We start from the raw sequence: 19,265 nt of genomic DNA on the forward strand, positions 1-19,265 counted from the left end.
CGGCCCCCGGGTCCAACCATAGTTTGGCACCCACGGTTTGTGCGGCCCGCTGGCCGGCAACCCCATGAACCGTCGGCAAGACCCTGCAGTTGCCGGCCAGCGGCCGGCACTACCGAAGCAGCAGCTTCAACAACCCCGCAATCTTCGAATACGGCGGCCGCAGCCGGTCGCTGGCCGCCCAGCGCGACTGCCACAGCACCGGCAGCCGCTTGCTCATCGCATCGAACCCGGCGCGGCCGTGGTACGCGCCCATGCCGCTGGCCCCTACACCGCCAAACGGCAGGCCATCGGCGGCGAAGTGCAGCAGCGTGTCATTCACCGTCACCCCGCCGGCCACCACCTGGCCAAGGATGCGCTCCACCGTCGCCGTGTCGTGGCTGAAGGGATACAGCGCCAGCGGCCGGTCGCGGGACAGCACGTCGCCCAGCGCGGCGTCCAGATCCGGGTAGGCCCGCACCGGAAGGATCGGGCCGAAGATCTCCTCGCGCATCAGGTCCAGGTCGTCCGGCGGGTCCAGCACCACGGTCGGCACCAGCAGGCGCTCGCGGTCGGCGCGCGCGTCATCCACCTGCGCCAACGGAATCACCGGCACCCCGCGTTGCCGCGCCTGTGCCAGATAGCCCTGCAGGCGCCGGTACTGACCTTCATTGATGATGCGGGTGTAGTCGTCGGCATCGCTGAAGTCGCCATAGCGCTTGCGCACCTGCTGCTGCAGCGCCTGTACGAATTCGCGCTGGCGAACGGTATCGATCAGCACATAATCCGGCGCGATGCAGGTCTGGCCCGCGTTGAACCACTTGCCGGTGGCCAGCCGCGCGGCGGCTTTATCCAACGGGAAATCACGGCAGACGATGGCCGGCGACTTGCCGCCCAGTTCCAGCGTGACCGGTACCAGATGCTCAGCCGCGGCAGCCATCACCTTGCGGCCGACCGCCGTCGAACCGGTGAACAACAGATGGTCCAGCGGCAGCGAGGACACCGCCGCCGCCACGTCCGCCCCACCCTGCACCACCGCCACCCGATCGGGCGGGAACACGCTGGCCAGCAGATCGGCCAGGAACGCGCTGGTGCGCGGCGTGTGTTCGGAGGGCTTGAGCAGCACGTGGTTGCCGGCGGCAATCGCAGTGGCCAACGGCACGAGTGCCAGGGTGACCGGGTAGTTCCAGGGCGAGATCACCCCCACCACGCCCAGCGGCGTCGGCCGCAGCTGCGCGCGCGCCGGCCACAGCTTCCAGCCGGCCGATACGCGCTGCGGCTTCGACCAGCGCCGCAGGTGGCGGCGCAGGTGGTCGATGGCCGACAGCACGCTCACGCCATCGGCCAGTTTCGATTCAACGTGGGCGCGGTGGCCGAAGTCCTCCGCGATGGCCTGGGCCATCTCGTCCAGGCGCGGCTTCAGCGCCTCGCGCAGGCGGCGCAGGTCATTCTCGCGCTGGTCGAACGAAGGCCGCTGCGACTGCCAGGCGCTGCGCAGGGTGTGCAGGAGGGCGGGGAGATCTGCTGGCGTGGTGGTGGTCATGGGCCGACTATACGGGGTGCTGCGCAACGCAATGGTAGTGCCGGCCGCTGGCCGGCAAGGGCTTCATGTCCGCGGCGATTCAGGAGGTTGCCGGCCAGCGGCCGGCACTACCGGATGCGGGCCGAGTGGGCACGGCCCACAAGCAGAAAGGCCGCGGTCTGCACCGCGGCCTTTCCTTCACTGCATGGAACCCACCGGTTACTTGGTGATATCCACGTTCTTGGTTTCGCGCAGGAACAGGCCGCCGATCACCACCGACATCAGTGCGATCGCGATCGGGTACCACAGGCCGTAGTACAGGTTGCCGGTACCGGCCACCAGCGCGAACGAGATCGCCGGCAGGAAGCCACCGAACCAGCCGTTGCCGATGTGGTACGGCAGCGACATCGAGGTGTAGCGGATGCGGGTCGGGAACAGTTCGACCAGGTAGGCGGCGATCGGGCCATAGACCATGGTCACGTACAGCACCAGCAGCCACAGCATGAAGATGGTGCCGGCGATGTTGATGCGGGCGCCATCGGCCTTGGCCGGGTAGCCGGCGGTGGTCAGGGCGGTCTTCAGTTCCGCACCGAACGCATCGGCCTTGGCCTTGCCTTCTTCCTTGGTCAGGCCGGCGGCCTCATACGAGGTGACGCTGGCGCTGCCCACGTTCACCATCGCCAGCGAACCGGCGGCGGCGGGCTGCACGTCGTACGGCACACCGGCCTTGGTCAGCGCGGCGGTGGCCACGTCGCAGGAGCTGGTGAACTTGCGCAGGCCGACCGGATCGAACTGGAACGAGCAGGTAGCCGGATCGGCCACGACCAGGGCCGGCGAGCTGCTGCGGGCTTCTTCGATGGCCGGGTTGGCGAAGTGGGTCAGGCCCTTGAAGATCGGGATGTAGGTGATGGCCGCCAGCAGGCAGCCGGCCAGGATGATCTTCTTGCGACCGATGCGGTCGGACAGCCAGCCGAAGAAGATGAAGAACGGCGTGCCCAGTGCCAGCGCAGCGGCGATCAGCAGGTAGGAGGTGGTGGCATCGACCTTCAGCATGCTGCTGAGGAAGAACAGCGCGTAGAACTGGCCGCCGTACCAGACCACCGCCTGGCCAGCCGCCGCACCGAGCAGGACCAGCAGCATCAGCTTCAGGTTGCCACCCTTCAGGCTGTCGCGGAACGGGGTCTTGGAACCCTTACCTTCAGCCTTCATCTGCTGGAACAGCGGCGATTCGCTCAGCTGCAGGCGGATCCATACCGAAATGCCCAGCAGCAGGATCGAGACCAGGAACGGGATGCGCCAGCCCCAGGCTTCGAAGGCCTCGTTGCCCAGCGTCATGCGGCAGGCCAGGATGATCAGCAGCGACAGGAACAGGCCGAGCGTGGCGGTGCACTGGATGAAGCTGGTGTACAGGCCGCGCTTGTCGTCCGGCGCGTGCTCGGCCACGTAGGTGGCGGCACCGCCGTACTCGCCGCCCATCGCCAGGCCCTGGGCCAGGCGCAGGATGATCAGGATCACCGGTGCGGCGAAACCGATCGAGGCGTAGTTGGGCAGCACGCCGACCAGGAAGGTCGAGATGCCCATGATCAGGATGGTGACCAGGAAGGTGTACTTGCGGCCGATGCGGTCGCCGAGGCTGCCGAAGAAGGCCGCGCCGAACGGACGCACGAAGAAGCCGGCAGCGAACGCCAGCAGGGCGAAGATCATGCCCGTGGTTTCATTGACGCCACTGAAGAACTGCTTGGCGATGATGGCCGCGAGCGAGCCGTACAGGAAGAAGTCATACCACTCGAAGACCGTGCCGAGGCTCGAGGCGAAGATGACTTTCTTGTGGCCCTTGGTCAGGGTGCCCGCCGCATGGTGCGGGCCTGGTGCAGTGCTGGACATAAGACGCTTCCCCTCCGAAGCAATCGTTGTGGGTGGGTGCCGACCGTTGGTCGGCACTCAATTCGGTAGATGCCGACCTTGGCCGGCACCCCATCTCGGTAGGTGCCGACCTTGGCCGGCACCTCATCTCGGTAGGTGCCGGCCGCTGGCCGGCACGCTCTTAGAAGCTGTACTTCGTAGTGAACTGCAACCGGGTGATGTCACCCTTGTTGCCGTTTTCCACTTCGCGACGGCCATACATCAGCTCGGCGCCGATATCGACCTTGGGCAGCGGCGAATAGAAGATGTTGCCGCGGATGCTCTGCACGCTCTTGGTCACCAGCGGGCCGAGGATGCTGTCGTTGTCGTAGTCGCTGCGCGCGTAGATCAGGTTGGTGCGCAGCTTCGGCGAGAACGCATGTCGCCAGCCCACGTAGCCGGCCAGCACGCCGGTCGGGTTGAGCTCGTCGCGGGCCACGTCATAGGCACTGTCGGCAGTGATGCCCAGGCCGATGTAGCGGGCGATGCCTTCGCCACCGGTCAGCTGGTAATGCAGCGAATCGCTGTCACCCATCACCCACTTGCCGCCCAGGGTCAGGCCGCCGGCCACCTTGTCGGCCTTCGCGCCGGTGGCCTGGTTGTCCACCTTCAACTGGCGGACGATGCCGCCGACACCGAAGGTTCCCCAGTCGCCCTTCCAGCCATAGCGCATGGTCAGATCGGGCAGGCTGCCACGGTCGGAGTTGGCGCTGGCGTTGGTCCAGGCGCCGGTGACCGGGTTGCGGGTACCGGTAAGGGTGGTGGTTTCCGGGTTTTCCAGCGCGACGCTGAAGCCGCCCTGGGTGTAGCGCACCTGGGCCTGGCGCACGAAGATCACGCCGTCGGTGGGGCCGACGAAGTCGACCGCCTCCGGCAGCGCGGCCGCGTCCATGAAGTTGGACCAGGTCTGGCCGGCCATCCAGTTGTTCCAGTACATGTAGGCGTGACGCAGGGTCACGCCGTAGGTATTGGTGGCGGTCTGGTTGCCCAGCGAATTGCCGAAGAAGTCCATCTCGAAGAACGCACCGGCCTTGTTGCCCGATTCGCTCACGTTGTCGATGCCCAGGTTGAAGCGCGAGAACTTGGCGTGGGCGTTGAAGTCGGTGCCCGAACGCTTGCCGCTGCCGCCGGCGCCTTCCACCGGGGTCTGGCCCGGCAGGTACAGCGAACGGCCGGTGGCGTCGTCGGCCAGCTGGCCATCGCTGGTCTGGGTGGCCAGGAAGTCGGCCTTGATGAAGCCACCGATCTTGACCGTGGTGCCGGGCGCGGCGCCCGGGGTAATGGTGGTGACCTGGATCGGCTGCTTGCCCGCCGGCACCGAGGCGACCGGCTTCTGCCCGGCCTGCACCGTGCGCACTTCGGTCACCGCCTGCTGGGTCTGGCTGATCTGGGTCTGTTGTTGTTGCTGCGAAGACAGCAGCAGCTGGACCTGGCGTTCCAGTTCGGCAACGCGTGCTTCCAGTGCCTTCTCTTTGGCGGTCTCTGCGAACGCCATGCCCGGTGCGACCAGGGCGACCAACAGGCAGGCCGCCAGAGGTTTGCGCACGGCTTTCAACGTACGGTGGCTCATGTTGCCCTCTCTCCCAAGTGGCAAGGTGATGCCGCGCGTGGGGCACGGTCGAGCCGAGACTGCGGGGCGTTCGTGCACAGCGGCTATTGGCCATTGGTCGAACCCGGCCCTGCTGGGCGCTCACTTTCGACCATGGTCTAACCAGGGTGGTGACGCGGCCGGGGGTGGATGGGGCAAACTGAGGGGGATCGGTCGTTGCGATGCTGCGACCGCACATACAAAGTCAACGTGCAAGTGAGGGTGCCATGGCTGATATCTACCCCGTCGATCCGCAGTTCGCCGCCAAGGCACGCATCGACAAGACGTCGTACGAACAGCAGTACCAGGCGTCGGTGACCGACCCGGATGGTTTCTGGGGCAAGGCCGCCGAGCGCCTGCAATGGATGCGCAAGCCGACGAAGATCAAGAACGTCAGCTATGACCTGTCCGACTTCCACATCAAGTGGTTCGAAGATGGCGAGCTCAATGCCAGCGTGAACTGCCTGGATCGCCAGCTGGAAACGCGCGGCGACAAGACCGCCCTGCTGTTCGAGCCGGACGGCCCGGATGCACCGGCCCAGCACGTGACCTATCGCGAGCTGTACGAGCGCACCTGCCGCCTCGGCAACGCGCTGCGCAACCTCGGCGTCAAGAAGGGCGACCGCGTCACCATCTACCTGCCGATGATCGTCGACGCCGCGGTGGCCATGCTGGCCTGCGCGCGCATCGGTGCGATCCACTCGGTGGTGTTCGGTGGCTTCGCGCCGAACTCGATCGCCGACCGCGTCAGCGACTGCCAGAGCAAGCTGATCATCACCGCCGACGAGGGCCTGCGCGGTGGCCGCAGGATTCCGCTGAAGGCCAACGTCGATGCCGCGCTGAAGCTGCCGGGCACGAATACGGTTGAAACCGTGCTGGTGGTGCGCCACACCGGCGGCGCGGTGGACATGCAGGCCCCGCGCGACCGCTGGTTCCACGATGTGGTGGACAGCCAGCCGTCCACCTGCGAACCGGAACGCATGAACGCGGAAGATCCGCTGTTCATCCTCTACACCTCCGGTTCCACCGGCAAGCCGAAGGGTGTGCTGCATACCACCGGCGGTTACCTGCTGTACGCGGCCTACACCCATGAAGCGGTGTTCGACCTGCGCGAGGACGACGTCTACTGGTGCACCGCCGATGTCGGCTGGGTCACCGGCCACAGCTACATCGTGTACGGGCCGCTGGCCAACGGCGCGACCTCGCTGATGTTCGAAGGCGTGCCGAACTATCCGGACACCTCGCGTTTCTGGAACGTCATCGACAAGCACAAGGTGACCATCTTCTACACCGCCCCGACCGCGATCCGTGCGCTGATGCGCGAAGGCGAGGAGCCGGTGAAGAAGACCTCGCGCGCGTCGCTGCGCCTGCTCGGCAGCGTCGGCGAGCCGATCAATCCGGAAGCCTGGCGCTGGTACTACGAAGTGGTCGGCGACAGCCGCTGCCCGATCGTCGATACCTGGTGGCAGACCGAGACCGGCGGCATCCTGATCTCGCCGCTGGCCGGCGCGATGGACCTCAAGCCGGGGTCGGCCACCCTGCCCTTCTTCGGCGTGCAGCCGGCGCTGGTCAATGCCGATGGCGAGGTCCAGGACGGCCCGACCGAGGGCAACCTGATCATCCGTGATTCCTGGCCGGGCCAGATGCGCACGGTGTACGGCGACCACCAGCGTTTCATCGATACGTATTTCCGCACCTACCCGGGCAGCTACTTCACCGGCGACGGTTGCCGCCGCGACGAGGACGGCTACTACTGGATCACCGGCCGCGTTGACGACGTGATCAATGTGTCGGGCCACCGCATCGGCACCGCCGAAGTGGAAAGCGCGCTGGTCTCGCACCCGAAGGTGGCCGAAGCGGCCGTGGTCGGCTTCCCGCACGACGTGAAGGGCCAGGGCATCTACGCCTATGTCACCCTGGTGGCCGAAGAGGCACCGAGCGATGAGCTGCACAAGGAGCTGATCGCCTGGGTGCGCAAGGAGATCGGCCCGATCGCCACGCCGGACCACCTGCAGTGGGCGCCGGGCCTGCCGAAGACCCGCTCGGGCAAGATCATGCGCCGCATCCTGCGCAAGATCGCCGAGAACGCGCCGGACCAGCTCGGCGATACCTCGACCCTGGCTGATCCGTCGGTGGTGGCGTCACTGGTGGACGAGCGCAAGGTGCGCTGATGTACGACCGGGGTCGGATCCCTTTCCGCAAGGAAAGGGCTCTGACCCCATCTGCTTTCCCCCACGGTTCCCCCCGACCATGACCACCCTCCTGATTGCCGATGACCACCCGCTGTTCCGCGAAGCCCTGCGCGGCGCCGTGCAGCGGGTCATCCCCGGCGTGCAGCTGTTCGAGGCCGACAGCGTGGAAGCGCTGTATGCACTGGCCGACCAGCACAACGACGCCGACCTGGTCCTGATGGACCTCAACATGCCCGGTGCGCAGGGTTTCAACGCGCTGGTGCACATGCGCTCGCTGCACCCGCACCTGCCGGTGGTGGTGGTGTCCGCACGCGAAGAAGCCACGGTGATGCGCCGCGCGCTCGACCACGGCGCGCTGGGCTTCATTCCGAAGTCTGCGGACTCGGACACCATCGGCCACGCACTGGGCACCATCCTCGATGGCGAGACCTGGGCACCGCCGGAAGCGCACAACGTGCCGCCCACCGGCAGCGAAGAACGCGAAGTCGGCCAGCGCCTGCGCGAGCTGACCCCGCAGCAGTTCCGCGTGCTGCAGATGCTGGGCGCCGGCCGCTTGAACAAGCAGATCGCCTACGACCTCAACGTTTCCGAAGCGACGATCAAGGCCCACGTCACCGCCATCCTGCGCAAGCTGGGCGTGACCAACCGCACCCAGGCCGTGCTGATGGCCGGCAAGCTGGCCATCGACGACGACGCCATCGTGCTGCCGCCGGAAGAAGATTGAGGTAGTGCCGGCCGCTGGCCGGCAGTCAGCTGAAACGCCTTAAACCGCTCTGGTAGGTGCCAAGCTTGCTTGGCACGCTCTCGCCGTTGCGCATGCCGGCCAGCGGCCGGCACTACCAGGCACCGCTGCGCTCGCGATATAGCCATCGCTATACAAACCAGCCCTGCCTGCGCGTTTCGCTGGAAACGCGCCACGCGCGAATCGCGGTGCTAAGCTTCGCGTCCCCTTGGGGAGTAGCCGGATTCCTTCGCAGGAATCGTCCACGTCAACATACTCGGCCAGTGCGCCGTGGCGTGGACAACCATGATGGTTGGCGAGACCAGCGGCCCGCGCGCGCAACGTCAGGTTGGGCGCGAGCGCGAGCCGTGCGTCCGTCCTTGCCCGACCTCAGCAGCTGTCCATGTCCCCCATTTCGATCCTCCTGATCGGCTTTGCCATGTCCACCGATGCCTTCGCTGCGGCGATCGGCAAGGGTGCGGCCATGCGCAAGCCGGTGTTCCGCGATGCACTGCGTGCCGGCATCATCTTCGGCGTCATCGAGGCGATCACGCCCATCATCGGCTGGCTGCTCGGTCGCGCCGCCCTGCAGTACGTGGAAGCTTTCGACCACTGGATCGCGTTCGGCCTGCTCGGTGCGCTGGGCATCCACATGATCTACAACGGCCTGCGCCCGGATAGTACCGAGGACGACGAGGACCCCTCGCATCACCACGGCTTCTGGAAGCTGGCGCTGACCGGTTTCGCCACCAGCATCGACGCGATGGCGGTGGGTATCGGCCTGGCCTTCATGGACGTCCATATCGGCGTGATGGCCGCGGTCATTGGCCTGTGCACGCTCTCCATGGTCACCGTCGGCATCATGCTCGGCCGTGTGCTGGGCAGCATGGTCGGCAAGCGTGCCGAGATCATCGGTGGCGTGATCCTGGTGATCATCGGCGCGATGATCCTGTACGAGCACCTGCACGGCGTGGGGTAACGCTTCCGCGATTACGTGGTTGCCGGCCAGCGGCCGGCACTACTGCGCATCGCGCAGCGCGCCCAGGAAGGCGCGCAGCGAGGCCGGCTTGATCGGCTTGGTCAGCACGCGGTAGCCGCGTTCGCGTGCCATCCGCTTCAGTTCGTCGCGGCCATCGGCGGTCAACAACGCACCCGGCAGCGGGTAACCGGCGGCTTCACGCAGCGCCACCAGCGCATCCAGGCCGTCCATGCGGTCGTGCAGGTGGTAGTCCACCAGCATCACCTGCGGCCGCTCGGCCACTTTCTCCAGCGCCTGATCCACCGTCGATGCCGTAATCACCTGCACCTGCCAGCGACCGAGCAGCGCGCGCATGCCGTCGAGGATCTCTTCGTCGTTGTCCACGCACAGCACGCGCAGGCCGGCCAGCGAATCGCTGCGCAGCGGCGCGGCTGCGGCCTGTACCGGCGCGGCCAGTTCGGTATAGCCCGGCAGCGGCGCCACCCGCGGCAGGATGATCGAGAACATCGAGCCCTTGCCAACCCGGCTGCGCGCATTGAGGCGATGGTCAAGCAGGCGCGAGATGCGCTGGCAGATCGACAGGCCCAGGCCCAACCCCTGTTCGCCCCAATCGAACGGCTGCTGGTAGCGGTGGAACTCGTCGAAGATCTGCCGCATGTGGTGCTCGGGAATGCCCGGGCCGGTATCCCATACCTGCAGCTCCACTTCGTTGCCACGCTGGCGCACCGCCAGCACGATGCGGCCCTGACGGGTGTAGCGCAGCGCATTGGCCAGGAAGTTCTGCAGCACGCGGCGCAGCAGGCGGCGATCACTGCGCACCCAGGCCGGACGCGTGAACAGGTCCAGGCGCAGGCCACGGCCGGCGGCGACCGGCGTGTACTGCGCGGCCAGTTCGCGCATCAGCGCGCTCACGTCGAACTCGCCGATCACCGGGTGCAGGCCACCGGCATCCAGCCGCGACACGTCCAGCAGGCCATCAAGCAGTTCTTCGGCAGCACGCAGCGACGCATCCACGCGCTCGGCCAGGTGCTTCTGCTCGTCGCTCACATGGTCGCTGTCGCGCAGCGCCGAAGCAAACAGCCGTGCGGCGTTCAACGGTTGCAGCACGTCATGGCTGATCGCCGCCAGGAAGCGGGTCTTCGACTGCTGCGCGACCTCGGCCTCGTGCGAGCGCTCGGCCACGCGCTGTTCCAGCGTCTCGTTGGCTTCCAGCAGTGCCTTCTCCGCGTGCTTGTAGTCGGTGATGTCGTTGTAGCTGGTCACGTAGCCGCCGCCGGGCAGCGCCTGGCCGCGCATCTCGATCACCTTGCCGTCGCTGCGGGTGCGCTCGAACACGTGCGGTGAACCGGCACGCATGTAGCCGATGCGGCGGTTGATCTGCACTTCGATATCGCCCTCGCCCAGCTCGCCGCGCTCGGCGTTGTAGCGAATCAGGTCGGCCACCGGGCGGCCCACGTAGAGCATGCCGTCGGGGTAGCCGAACATGTCCTGGTAGCGACGGTTCCATGCGGTCAGGCGCATGTCCGGATCAACCACGCTGACCCCGGCGCTGATGTTCTCCAACGTGGTCGACAGGATCTCGCGGTTGAAGCGCAGCTCCTGCCCCGCTTCGTCCAGCACCGCCACCACTTCGCCCAGGTCCATGCCCGAGCCACGCAGCAGGCTGGTCAGCAGCAGGCGCGCCGATGCCGCGCCGATCGAGGCCGCCAACAGACGCTCGGTGAACTGTACCCACGGCCGGTCCGCAGGCGCCGAGGATTGCAGCTCGCGGCCCAGCGACTGCGCCTGCTCGAAGAACGAACGCCGCGCGTGGCGCTCGCCGACCACGCGCGAGGCCAGTGCCAGCAGGTCGCCCACGTGCACGTGGCCGGGCCAGCCGCCGGCCACCGACGGGCGTTCGGCATACGGGTCGAGGAAGGGGGCAGCGCGTAGGCGCTCGTCGACGCCGGGTCGCCAGCGTGCGGACACCAGCATCATCGTCGCCGCATTGACCAGCAGCGACCAGAACGTGCCATGGGTCAGCGGATCCCAGCCGGTCATGCCGAACAGCTGCTGCGGGCGCAGCCACTCAATGCCGAACGGGCCGTGCTGCACCCAGGCGGCATCGACCCAGCCGGCCATGGTCATCGCCGGCAACAGCAGGGTGTACAGCCAGGTGGCGAAGCCGAGCAGCATGCCCACCTCGACGCCACGCCGGCTGGCACCGCGCCAGTACAGGCCGCCGATCAGGCCGGGCGCGAACTGCGCCACCGCTGCGAACGCCATCAGGCCGTATGAGGCCAGGGTGCTGTCGTTGCTGCTGGTGCGGTAGTAGCTGTAGGCCATCAACGCCAGCAGCAGGATCGCCAGGCGGCGGATCCACAGCACGCGCGAGGCGACGTCGGCGGCCTCCTGGTGGTCACCGCTCCGACGCAGCAGCACCGGCATCACCAGGTCGTTGCTGACCATGGTAGCCAGCGCGATGGACGACACGATGACCATGCCGGTGGCCGCCGAAAAGCCGCCCACGTAGGCGATCAGCGCCAGCGCATTGCGGCCCTCGGCCAGCGGCAGAGCCAGCACCATCGAGTCGTCGGCGACGCTGCCGCCGGTGCCGAACAGGGTCACGCCGGCGGTGGCGATCGGCAGCACCATGCCCGAGATCAGTACCAGGTAGCCGCCGAACATCCAGCGCGCGCGGCGCACGTCGCGCACATCGCCGCACTCGACCACGGCCACGTGGAACTGGCGCGGCAGGCAGATGATGGCCAGGAAACTGAGCAGCGTCTGCGAGATGAAGCCCACCGGCGGCAGGCCGGTGAACAGCGTATGCACCGACTCGACCACCGCGTCGGTGCGGTTGCTCAGCCACAGGTAGGCGAACACGCCCACGGCCAGCATCGCCAGCAGCTTGATCACCGATTCGAAGGCGATGGCCAGCATCATGCCGTGGTGGTGTTCGGTGGCATCGACCTGGCGGGTACCGAACAGGGTGGCGAACAGCGCCATCAGCAGCGCCACGTACAGCGCGGGATCGGTGAAGAAGCCGGTCGGGCCGGTGTTGCCGGTCAGCACCTGCAGGCTCATCGCCACCGCTTTGTACTGCAGCGCCAGGTACGGAATGATGCCGATCAGCGCGATGATCGCCACCAGCGCCGCCAGCCGCCGGGAACGGCCGAAGCGCGAGGAGATGAAATCGGCGATGGAGACCACGTTCTGGCTGCGCGCGATCAGCGCCAGGCGCTCGATGATGCGCCAGCCGAACAGCAGCAGCAGCAGTGGGCCGATGTAGATGGGCAGATAGCCCACGCCGTTGCGCACGGCGGTGCCGACCGCGCCGTAGAAGGTCCACGACGAGCAGTACACGGCCAGTGCCAGGCTGTAGACCACCGGCCGCAGCCACGGCCGGTCGGGGTACATCGGCCGACGGTCGCCCCACCACGCCACGCCGAACAGCAGCGCGGCATAGGCAACCGAGACCAGCAGCAGGATCCAGCTGGAGACCACGCGTGCGTTTCCGTCAGGACAGGGGTCAGTAGATCACGACCGCTGGTCGTGCGGGTAGGTCACGAGGAAGGACCGCAAGGGTGGGGCATGGCAGTAGGTCACGATCGTTGATCCGTCTGGTGGGTCACGACCGTTGGTCGTGACGGGGACATCCGTGCCCACTAACAGTGGGCACCTACCGGGAATCAATGGGCACCCACCAGGAAGCGGTGGGCGCCTGCCAGGTACCGGCGTTATTGGGCCGGCACGCCCATTTCCTTCAGCAGCTCGGGCGCCGGGTAGACCTTGGCCAGCAGCCAGCGCAGGTAGCGCATGTCCACGTGCACGGCGCGCTTGTAGCGCGGGTCGAACCACCAGCTGGCGCTGACCGACTCCCAGTTGCTGTCGAAGTTCAGGCCGATCAGTTCGCCCCTGGCGTTGAGCACCGGCGAGCCGGAGTTGCCGCCCGTGGTGTCCAGGTTGGTCAGGAAGTTGACCGTCTGGGTCTTCAGTGCCGGATCGGCGGTGCTGCCGAAGTCACCCTTGGCGATCGCGGCCAGCAACGGCTTGGGTGCATCGAACGGGTAGGCGTTGGTGTTCTTCTCGACGATGCCGGCCACGGTGGTCACCGGCGAGTAGGTCACGCCATCGCGCGGGTGCAGCGCCTCGACCTTGCCGTAGCTGATGCGCAGGGTGCGGTTGGCATCCGGATACACCGCGCGGCCCTGCTTGGCACGCCAGGCGAACAGCGCCTGCATGTACGCCGGGCGCAGGCGCAGCTGCTCGCCTTCGCGGGTCTTGCTCTCGTTCTCGATGCGCAGCTGCGCGGCCACCAGCGGACCGGCCACGCTGATCAGCGGATCGGCGGCCAGTGCCTTGCCTTCGCGTGCGGCGGCAAAGCGCGACAGGCGCTGCGCTTCCTCACCCAGCTGGGTACCGGCATACAGGGTGTCCAGCGCCTTGGCCAGCTGCTGTGGGGTACGACCAAAGGCCGCGTCGAACTCGGCCACGCGCTGCGCGTCCGGCAGCTGCTGGTAGCGGGTCAGCAGGGTGGTCAGCAGGGCCTTCTCGACCTCCGGCGCGTAACGGCGCTGGACCTGCTTGAGCACCCCTTCGATCATCGCCTGGTCGCGCTGCTGGTAGCCGCTCTCGCGCTGCGCGTCCGGCTTGGCCGATTCGATGCGCAGGCGTTCCAGCAGCAGCGCCGAGCGCAGCAGCTGGCTCTGCGCGGCCATCTGCTCCAGCAGCAGGTCACGCTCGCCCACCGCCGCACCCTGCGACAGGTTGGCCAGCAGCGCCTTGATGTCGCCCTGGTACCTGCGGTCGGTGGCAGCCAGCATGGCCGTCTCGTCGGCGGCACGCTGGGCCTTCGCATCGCTGCGCAGCAGGCCTTCCAGTTCGCCGGCGGCGCGCTTGCGGTTGTTCTTCAGCGACTGCAGCTGCGAGGCGTAGCGGGTACGCGCCTGCGCGTCCTTGGCGCTGGCGGCCTCGATGGTGTCGATCATCTGCTGGAACACCGATACGCGGCGCGGCAGCACGGTATCGATCTGGCCGGCGAATTCGGCCGCGGTGCGGTGGCGGTAGGTGATGCCCGGGTAACCGGCCAGCATCGCGTAATCGCCTTCCTTCGGGCCTTCCACCGACATCTGCAGGTGTGCCGGCGCCTGGTAGGGCACGTTGTCCTTGCTGTAGGCGGCCGGCTTGCCGTCCTTGCCCACGTAGGCGCGCAGCAGGGTGAAGTCGCCGGTGTGGCGGGGCCACATGAAGTTGTCGATCTCATCGCCGTAGTTGCCGATCGCACGCGGCGGCGCATACACCAGGCGCACGTCGCTCAGTTCCAGCTGGGCAATGCGGTAGAAATCGGTGCCGTAGTACATGTTGGCCACCGAGCAGCGCACGCTGCCGTCCTTCTCGCACTCGGCCACGATCTGCTTGCTGGCTGCATCCACGGCATCGAAGTAGGCACGGCCGGTCTTGCCACGGGCCTGCGCCAGCACCTGGTCGGTCACCTTGTCGAAGCCGACGGTGACCAGCACGCGGAAGTCCGGGTTGGCCGGGCGCTCGTCCGCACGGTCCCTGGCGATGAAGCCACCAGCGATCAGGTCGTGCTCGGGCGAGCTGTTGTACTGGATCACGCCCATCGCCACGTGGTGGTTGGTCAGCAGCAGGCCGTCGGCGGACACGAACGAACCGGTGCCACCACCGGCGCGCACCACGGCGCTCAGCGGCGGCGCGGTGACGTTGGCCAGGTCGGCCGGATTGCCCTTGAAGCCAGCGGCCTGCAGCGGTTGGGCCAGGTCCGGCAGCTGCGTCGGCATCCACATGCCTTCATCGGCGTGGGCGCCGGTGGCGAGGGTCAGGCCCAGGGCCAGGGCGGTGGGAAGGGCTTTGCGTGATGACATGAGGCAATCCGGTACGACAGAACAGCCCGGGACCATAGCCCGTGGGGCGCTGTCGGGCAACGCCCGATAGTCAGGCCTGCGCCGCGCTCCTAGAATTGCCGTTTTCTGCACATCGGACGTTCGCAGATGATCGTCGGCATCGATCTTGGCACCACCCATTCCCTCATCGGCAGGCACACGGCAGCAGGGCCGCGGCTGTTCCCCAATGCCCATGGCGAGCTGTTGACCCCTTCGGTGGTCAGCCTCGTCGATGGTGCCGTACTGGTCGGCCAGCCGGCCCGTGACCGCCTGGTCAGCCATCCGCAGCAGACCGTGGCCCATTTCAAGCGCTGGATGGGCAGCGACCGTGAGACCCGGCTGGGTGAGCGCAGTTTCCGTCCCGAGGAGCTCTCGGCCATGGTGCTGCGCTCGCTGCTGGCCGACGCCGAAGCCGCCCTGGGCCACAAGGTGGAGGAAGCGGTGATCAGCGTGCCGGCCTACTTCTCCGACGCCCAGCGCAAGGCCACCCGGGCCGCCGGCGAACTGGCCGGCATCCGCGTCGAGCGCCTGATCAATGAACCCACGGCCGCTGCGCTGGCCTATGGTCTGCAGGAGCGTGACGGCGAAGGCCGCGTGCTGGTGCTGGACCTGGGCGGCGGCACCTTCGACGTCTCCATCCTGGAACTGTTCGATGGCGTGGTCGAAGTGCATGCCAGCGCCGGCGACAATTTCCTGGGCGGCGAGGATTTCCTGCAGGTACTCGTGCAGGCCTTCCACGCCGACCAGGGCACGTCCGCCAGCGACCTGTCCGCTGCCGAGCAGGCGCAGCTGCTGCGTCGGCTGGAACTGTTCAAGCGCGAACTCAGCCAGAGCGGCACTGCCAGCCTGCAGTTGCCCCTGGCCGGCAGCGAACGCCAGTGGCAGCTGGATGAAGCTCGCTACACCCAGCTCTGCGAGCCACTGCTGCTGCGCATGCGCGCGCCCATCGAGCGCGCGATCCGCGACGCCCGGCTCAAGCCCGAGGCGCTGGACGACATCATCCTGGTCGGCGGTGCGGTACGCATGCCGATGGTCAGCAGGCTTGCGACCCGCATGTTCGGCCGGCTGCCGCTGCGCCATGTCCATCCGGACCAGGCGATTGCCTTGGGTGCCGCCGTTGCAGCGGGATTGAAGGCGCGCGACGAATCGCTGCGCGAAGTCGTGCTGACCGATGTCTGCCCCTACACGCTTGGCACGCAGGTGTCCCGCCAGGATGCTGCCGGTGGCGAGCGCAGCGGCTATTTCCACCCGATCATCCAGCGCAACAGCGTGGTGCCGGTCAGCCGCGAGGATCGCTTCTACCCGCTGCACGAGCGGCAAAGTGCCATCCGCATCGACGTGTTCCAGGGCGAGAGCCCGACGGTGGATCGCAACATCAAGCTCGGTGAGCTGACCGTGCCGCTGACCCATTCTGTCCCGATGCAGGAACGCAGCGTCACCGCCCGCTTCACCTACGACGTGAACGGGCTGCTGCAGGTGGAAGTCACCGAGGATGCCACCGGCAGGCGCCACGAGCTCATCCTGGAACAGAATCCCGGGCTGCTGTCACCCGAAGAGATCCAGCAGCGCCTGCGCGCGCTGGAAGCGCTGAAGATCCACCCGCGTGACGCCCAGCCCAACCTCGCGGTGATCGCCCGCACCGAGCGCCTGTACGAGGAACGCATCCATCACCGTGAACAGTTGCAGTCGTGGCTGAGCAGCTTCCGCCATGTGCTGGAGAGCCAGGATGCCGTTGCCGTCGAGCGTCATCGCCGTCAGCTGGACGAGGCACTCGACGCCCTCGAGCGCGATGCATGAGCTGGGCACTGCACGTCCTGGAGCTGGACCAAACGGCTGACGAGCGCGCGGTCAAGCGCGCCTATGCAAAGCGCCTGCGGGTGACTCGACCCGACGAGGATCCGGTCGCCTTCCAGCACCTGCATGAGGCCTATCAGGCGGCATTGGACTGGGTCCGCCAGGAAGCGCTGGCCGATATCGCGGACGAAGACGAACCGGCGGAGCATGCAACCGACATCGCACCCTGGCCGCCCGACGCAGACGTGGCATGGGCGCCGCCCGAAACGCGTTCGTACTCGCCTCCATGGCCACCTCGCGGCACGCCTGTGCTGCTGCGCACGGCGCCAGTGGCGGAACTGGAGGGAGCGGTCCACGTATCGGGCCATGCGCACACGATCCTGCGCATGGCCCATCTGTCTTCCCCTGAAGACTTCGGCCCCTGGCTGGAGGCCACGCCGGTGCTGTGGTCGCTGCGCTACAAGCCATTGGTGGGCGACGCGCTGCTGGATGAACTGGCACGCAGTCACAACAGCGTCAGCGCAGCCAACATGGGTCTGCTGGCACGCTGCTTTGGCTGGGATGATGTACACGATGGCGTGGATCCGGACAGGCTGGCATCGATCCAGTCGCGCGGTCATCGACGCTGGGCTGCCGAATCCGGCAATGCGGCGGAGCTGTCGGCGCTGCTGGAGGAGGAGGGCAGCCTGCGGCTGGGGAGGGTCACCCTTGCGCGTTGCCTGCGCTACCTGTCGCAGCCATGGCACGCGCGACGATCCCTCTGGCAGGCGCAGCTGCCCGAGCACATCATTGAGGTCAACGCGCTGCTGGATGCGCTGGAACGCGGCGGCCAGGAGCCATTGCCCGCCGCCTGGGATCGGCAGCAGGTGCAGTTCTGGCGCAGCCTTGCCGACGTTTCCCGTCCCAACCGCTGGCGTTGCCAGGTCAATGCGCTGCGGGGCGGCCTGTTGGCTGCCCTGACGCTCGCGATTGCCGGTGGCTCGACCCTCATGAGTCTTGCCCAGCGTGACCTGCGCACCGCCGCCGCGCTCGGCATAGGCGGCGTGCTGCTCGGAGTCCTGCTCGCCCTGGCCGGCGCTCTGTGGGTCCATGTCCGTTGGGCGCTGCGCCAGCTGACGCTGGATCTGCCCCCTTCGCGCTGGGGATGGCTGCTGGCGTTGCCAGCGCCGCTGATCGCCCTCGCCAGCCTGATCCTGGTCCATGGCCTGGATCTGCGGCTGGAAGGTACGTTGCTGCTGTTCCCTGGCCTTGCTCTGGCGACGGCACGCTGGATCCGGCGCGAGGATGGCCGGGGATTCCGGCCGCGCAACCTGATTGGACCGGGCATCGGCATGTTCGTCCCCGAAGTGGGCTGCGCCCTGGTCCTGCTGCTATGGACCACCTGGTTCCTGCGTGACAGGTGCCGTCGCCTGTCGATCGACCTGCCTCCACCTGCTTCTGGAAACACCGTGTGAACCGGGCACTGGACGCTCTCGGGCTCGACGCCAGCGCCGACGAAAAGGCGATCAAGCGCGCCTACGCGCAGAGACTGCGCGCGGCACGCCCGGACGAAAACCCGGTGGCATTCCAGGCGCTGCACGAGGCTTACCAGCAGGCCCTGCTGTGGGCACGCAGCCGCACGCAATGGCAGGAGGAAAGCAGTGCAGAAGCGCTGTCGACGCCACCTGCAGACAACAGCCCACCCGGCCCACCGGCGCCGTACGACAGCCATTCGCCGATGGACCACATGCCGGTGCTGCATCATCCATGCACGCCCGACACCGACATGCCGGACGATGTGGTGGAGCCATCATTGAACCTGCCCCGGTTTGCGCGCCTGCTGATCAACACCGCCGGCGACGCCGACCCGGCCAGCTTCGAGCACTGGCTGGCCCATCGCCCGGAGCTGTGGTCATTGGCCGACAGGCCGCGTATCGGTGACGTGGTACTGCAGCAGCTGCTGCACCAGGGCCAGCCGCTGTGCGAGTCCAACTTCGATCTGCTGGGTCGATACTTCTGCTGGGATGAGATCCGGGCTGATATCGATCCCTACCGGGTCCGCGCACGGCGCAACCTGCTGCATCGCCGCTGGCAGCTGCAGCCGCGCAACCACACGGCCCTCACCGCAGCCCTGGACCAACCGCATGACCGGGTGTCCGTAACCGAGGCCCATGCCCGCATGGAACGCTTGACCCGACCGTGGCACTGGCTGCAATCGCTGATGTCGGCCAGCGTGCCCGGGCGTGCTGGCATCATGCGGCAAACGATGCAGCGTCTGGGAGTGCATGGTGTCCGTGACACGCTGGCGCCACTGGACACGGATCAGGTCGCCTTCTGGATGGCGGTATCCCAACCCGGGCACTTCAATCTCATGAAGATGCAGGTGGCCATTGTCCGCTGCCTGCTGGGCGCTCTCGTCGTGCTGGCCGTTCTGGCGGCGCTGGCATTGCTCGGTGATGCCGCTCGCCCTATCGCGATCAGCACGTCCAGCATGAAACACGTGGCAATCCATGCCTCGGTGGTCATCGTGTCTGGCGTCCTCATGCTGACGCCTTTCGTTGGAGGCGCCCCATCGCGGACGGCGTCCGCGCCAGCGCCCGTCGAGCCACCGTCGGCGCTTGATGGGCACGGCATGCTCACGCACGGGCCTCGTCCGCGCAGGCCAGCCCCCTGCTTCGCCGTTGTCAGCCAGACCGATCCCGACACAGAGGGTGGTTGAGGGGCAGC

At 67.3% G+C, this 19,265-nt stretch carries 11 protein-coding genes and 1 riboswitch; of the genes, 6 read left to right on the plus strand and 5 right to left on the minus strand.

The genetic code is table 11. The features are described 5' to 3' along the window. Window positions 1–109 precede the first annotated feature (109 nt). The 3 genes from AC5JLE_RS06930 to AC5JLE_RS06940 form a co-directional block, all read right to left on the minus strand. Window positions 110–1,519 carry a coniferyl aldehyde dehydrogenase gene (locus tag AC5JLE_RS06930; RefSeq protein ID WP_496065146.1) on the minus strand — a complete coding sequence of 470 codons (1,410 nt, stop codon included), beginning with the start codon at window positions 1,517–1,519 and terminating at the stop codon, window positions 110–112. Window positions 1,520–1,717: 198 nt separating this feature from the next. Continuing rightward, complete coding sequence (locus AC5JLE_RS06935) at window positions 1,718–3,382, minus strand: MFS transporter (protein ID WP_014648890.1); 1,665 nt, start codon at window positions 3,380–3,382, stop codon at window positions 1,718–1,720. Between the two features lie 160 nt (window positions 3,383–3,542). Beyond that, complete coding sequence (locus AC5JLE_RS06940) at window positions 3,543–4,970, minus strand: DcaP family trimeric outer membrane transporter (protein ID WP_069117634.1); 1,428 nt, start codon at window positions 4,968–4,970, stop codon at window positions 3,543–3,545. Between the two features lie 245 nt (window positions 4,971–5,215). On the opposite strand from AC5JLE_RS06940, the gene acs reads away from it, so the two are divergent. The 3 genes from acs (at window position 5,216) to AC5JLE_RS06955 (ending at window position 8,880) form a co-directional block, all read left to right on the plus strand. Beyond that, window positions 5,216–7,159 (plus strand): acetate--CoA ligase, encoded by a 1,944-nt coding sequence (gene acs, locus AC5JLE_RS06945; RefSeq protein ID WP_496065147.1) that lies wholly within the window; start codon window positions 5,216–5,218, stop codon window positions 7,157–7,159. A 79-nt stretch (window positions 7,160–7,238) separates the two neighbouring features. Next, complete coding sequence (locus AC5JLE_RS06950; RefSeq protein WP_006477308.1) at window positions 7,239–7,904, plus strand: response regulator transcription factor; 666 nt, start codon at window positions 7,239–7,241, stop codon at window positions 7,902–7,904. Between the two features lie 222 nt (window positions 7,905–8,126). Further along, a riboswitch (yybP-ykoY riboswitch) is annotated at window positions 8,127–8,216 on the plus strand. Between the two features lie 88 nt (window positions 8,217–8,304). Continuing rightward, window positions 8,305–8,880, plus strand: coding sequence for a manganese efflux pump MntP (locus AC5JLE_RS06955; RefSeq protein ID WP_049407655.1), 576 nt, complete (start codon window positions 8,305–8,307; stop codon window positions 8,878–8,880). 39 nt (window positions 8,881–8,919) lie between these two features. Here AC5JLE_RS06955 and AC5JLE_RS06960 read toward each other — a convergent pair whose 3' ends face one another. Continuing rightward, window positions 8,920–12,366, minus strand: a complete 3,447-nt coding sequence (locus tag AC5JLE_RS06960; protein ID WP_049407653.1) for a hybrid sensor histidine kinase/response regulator — start codon at window positions 12,364–12,366, stop codon at window positions 8,920–8,922. A 233-nt stretch (window positions 12,367–12,599) separates the two neighbouring features. After that, on the minus strand, window positions 12,600–14,747 hold the full coding sequence (locus AC5JLE_RS06965; protein ID WP_197561335.1) for a S46 family peptidase: 2,148 nt from the start codon (window positions 14,745–14,747) through the stop codon (window positions 12,600–12,602). 126 nt (window positions 14,748–14,873) lie between these two features. On the opposite strand from AC5JLE_RS06965, the gene AC5JLE_RS06970 reads away from it, so the two are divergent. From AC5JLE_RS06970 to AC5JLE_RS06980, 3 genes are read left to right on the plus strand one after another with little or no spacing between them, the layout of a single operon-like run. Then, window positions 14,874–16,562, plus strand: a complete 1,689-nt coding sequence (locus AC5JLE_RS06970; protein WP_496065148.1) for an Hsp70 family protein — start codon at window positions 14,874–14,876, stop codon at window positions 16,560–16,562. Continuing rightward, the gene (locus tag AC5JLE_RS06975) at window positions 16,559–18,013 is read left to right on the plus strand and encodes a J domain-containing protein (protein WP_234413115.1); all 1,455 of its coding nucleotides are present in this window, start codon (window positions 16,559–16,561) and stop codon (window positions 18,011–18,013) included. The genes AC5JLE_RS06970 and AC5JLE_RS06975 overlap by 4 nt, the downstream gene beginning before the upstream one ends. Further along, on the plus strand, window positions 18,010–19,257 hold the full coding sequence (locus tag AC5JLE_RS06980) for a J domain-containing protein (RefSeq protein WP_496065149.1): 1,248 nt from the start codon (window positions 18,010–18,012) through the stop codon (window positions 19,255–19,257). The genes AC5JLE_RS06975 and AC5JLE_RS06980 overlap by 4 nt, the downstream gene beginning before the upstream one ends. Window positions 19,258–19,265 lie beyond the last annotated feature (8 nt).

The organism is Stenotrophomonas sp., assembly GCF_059505245.1.

What these genes read in the sequence shown, in the direction of transcription:
- AC5JLE_RS06930 (WP_496065146.1), bottom strand. Translation starts at nt 1,519, where the DNA reads ATGACCACCACCACGCCAGCAGATCTCCCCGCCCTCCTGCACACCCTG.
- AC5JLE_RS06935 (WP_014648890.1), bottom strand. Translation starts at nt 3,382, where the DNA reads ATGTCCAGCACTGCACCAGGCCCGCACCATGCGGCGGGCACCCTGACC.
- AC5JLE_RS06940 (WP_069117634.1), bottom strand. Translation starts at nt 4,970, where the DNA reads ATGAGCCACCGTACGTTGAAAGCCGTGCGCAAACCTCTGGCGGCCTGC.
- acs (WP_496065147.1), top strand. Translation starts at nt 5,216, where the DNA reads ATGGCTGATATCTACCCCGTCGATCCGCAGTTCGCCGCCAAGGCACGC.
- AC5JLE_RS06950 (WP_006477308.1), top strand. Translation starts at nt 7,239, where the DNA reads ATGACCACCCTCCTGATTGCCGATGACCACCCGCTGTTCCGCGAAGCC.
- AC5JLE_RS06955 (WP_049407655.1), top strand. Translation starts at nt 8,305, where the DNA reads ATGTCCCCCATTTCGATCCTCCTGATCGGCTTTGCCATGTCCACCGAT.
- AC5JLE_RS06965 (WP_197561335.1), bottom strand. Translation starts at nt 14,747, where the DNA reads ATGTCATCACGCAAAGCCCTTCCCACCGCCCTGGCCCTGGGCCTGACC.
- AC5JLE_RS06970 (WP_496065148.1), top strand. Translation starts at nt 14,874, where the DNA reads ATGATCGTCGGCATCGATCTTGGCACCACCCATTCCCTCATCGGCAGG.
- AC5JLE_RS06975 (WP_234413115.1), top strand. Translation starts at nt 16,559, where the DNA reads ATGAGCTGGGCACTGCACGTCCTGGAGCTGGACCAAACGGCTGACGAG.